The 2322-nt window shown below is 71.9% G+C and carries 1 protein-coding gene and 1 pseudogene; one reads left to right on the forward strand and one right to left on the reverse strand.

Annotated features, from left to right (window positions below; translation table 11 throughout):
- Positions 1–200: 200 nt before the first annotated feature.
- Positions 201–1892: a protein kinase domain-containing protein gene (locus tag HCJ92_RS23680; RefSeq protein WP_167935656.1), complete on the reverse strand. Its 1692-nt coding sequence runs from the start codon at positions 1890–1892 to the stop codon at positions 201–203.
- A gap of 207 nt (positions 1893–2099) precedes the next feature.
- Here HCJ92_RS23680 and HCJ92_RS23685 point away from each other — a divergent pair.
- Positions 2100–2322 (forward strand): annotated as a pseudogene (locus HCJ92_RS23685) (hypothetical protein); the annotation flags it as partial.

Below are 2322 nucleotides of genomic sequence, written 5' to 3' on the forward strand. Positions count from 1 at the left end.
GCAGCGCTCCAGCAGCCGGGCGGCGCTCTCGGCCCGCTGCGCCCCGGCAAGGCCGCCCCTGCGTCCCGTCGGACGGACCAGCGGGTGCGGTCGCGCCCCGCGGGACGATCCGCACCGCAGGACGCCCCGGGCCCGGGGCCGGGATCGGGGCGTCGGGTGTCGCGACCGCGCGGCGGACCGGCGACGGGTCGCCCGTCGGATCAGCGGGTGGCTTCCTTGCCGGTGGAGACGGTCAGCACGATCTCGTCCTCCAGCGGGTTGTACGGCTCGTGGGCCTTGGGTGACTGGTCGACGACGATGCCCTGGCCCTTGATGACCTCGTCCCGCGCAATGTCGTTGGCGTAGTTCCACGCGACGCCGTCCTCCTCGTTGGCGTCGGTGCCCGCGCGCAGGCACTCCTTCACCGAGGCGACGTGCTTGTCGTAGAAGTTGGGCATCGACACGGAGCCCGGGTGCTCCTCCTGGTCGAAGTACTCGCGGGGTTCGAGGCAGACGGAGACGTCGACCGTCTTGTTGACGTCGCCCTCCTTGAAGCGGGGCTCCCGCTCGGTCTCCGCGTCGGCGTCCTCGTCCGCTTCGGTCCCGTCCTCGGGGTCGCCGCCGTCCCCCGCGCCCGCCCCGCCGACGTCACCGGTGTCGGTGTCGGAGGAGCCGCCGTCCGCGATGTCGTTGCCGCCGTCTTCGCCACTGCCGTTGACGACGATGAACGCGACACCGACGATCAGCGCCACCGCCACCACGCCGGCGAGCGCCATGAGGAACGTCTTTCCGCCGTTTCCGCCGCCGCCGGAACCGGTACCGGCGGACTGCGCGGAGGGCGGCGCCATCACGTACGGCGGCGGGGTGTGCTGCGGGTAGCCGTAGCCCTGGGGCTGCGGGGTCGGCCCGTAGCCGGCGGGCGGCGGGGTGCCGGGCGGGTTGGTGCCGTACTGCGGGAACACCGAGTTGGCGACCGCGTCGCCGCTGCGGGAGACGGGCCCGGTGGCGGTGATCCTCGGCACCGCGTCGGTCAGCGTGCCGGCGATCCGCAGGCACTCCTCGCGCAGTTCCTCCGCGCTCTGGAAGCGCTCGTCGGGGTTCTTCCGCAGCATCCGCGCGACCAGCGCGTCGAGCTGCGGCGGGACCGAGGCGTTGATCGAAGAGGGCGCCGGCGGCTGCTCCTGGACGTGCGCGTAGGCGACCGCCAGCGGGGAGTCCGCGTCGAAGGGCAGGTGGCCGGTGAGCAGCTCGAAGAGCATGATGCCGACGGAGTACAGGTCGGAGCGGGCGTCCACACCGCGGCCGAGGGCCTGCTCGGGGGAGAGGTACTGCGGGGTGCCGACGACCATGCCGGTCTGGGTCATCGCCGTCACGCCGGACTGCATGGCACGTGCGATGCCGAAGTCCATGACCTTGATGACGTTGCGCTTGGTCACCATCACGTTGCCGGGCTTGATGTCGCGGTGGACCAGGCCCATCTCGTGGGATATGTCCAGCGCCGCGCACACGTCGGCTATGACCTTGAGCGCCTTGTCGCCCGGCATCGCGCCGAACTCGCGGATGTCGTCGTCGAGCACGCCGCGCAGCGGCCGGCCGTCGACGTACTCCATGACGATGAACGGCACCGGCAGATCGTCGATGGTGTCCTCGCCGGTGTCGAAGACCGACACGATGTTGGCGTGGGTGAGCCGGGCCACGGACTGGGCCTCGCGCTTGAACCGCTCCCGGAACGACTCGTCGCGGCCGAGTTCACCATGCATCGTCTTGACTGCGACCTCGCGGGCGAGGACGGTGTCGTACGCGAGGTTGACCGAGGCCATGCCGCCGGTACCGAGTAGGGTGCGAAGCTGGTAGCGGCCTCCGCCGACGGCCCGGCCCGAGTAGTCAGCGGGCTCAACGGCGTGCTCGTTCATCGGTCGGCTCCCCCTTGGCTGTGCGTATCCAGCGCCAAGTCTGCCTCAGCGTATACGGGCGTCAAGGCGCTTGTCCGTACCGTGACCGGTGTGCTCGGGCTCTGTGACGGGACCGTCATACTCGTCTCGGGCCCGTGACCTCGACTTGGCAGCGCGACCCCACAACCGGTTTGATGGCGAAGCGAGACGCGACGACGGTGAGGACCGATGGCACAGGAGCACGGCGCTGCGGGCAACGGCGAGGACGAGCCGAAGGCGGCCCGCGGCGACAGGTCCGCGTCCTCGGGCACCCCAGGCGACGCGCGCCCGGCGGAGAGTGCCGACGCCCGTGACCAGGAGGCCGGTGACCGCGACGACGTGACCCGCGGGGACGGCGACGCGGGCGGCGAGCGGGGCGCGGGAAGCGCTCCGGGCCGCGCGGACGCGGGCC

Origin of the sequence: Streptomyces spiramenti (assembly GCF_012034385.1) — a bacterium.
GTDB classification, from domain to species: Bacteria; Actinomycetota; Actinomycetes; order Streptomycetales; family Streptomycetaceae; genus Streptomyces; species Streptomyces spiramenti.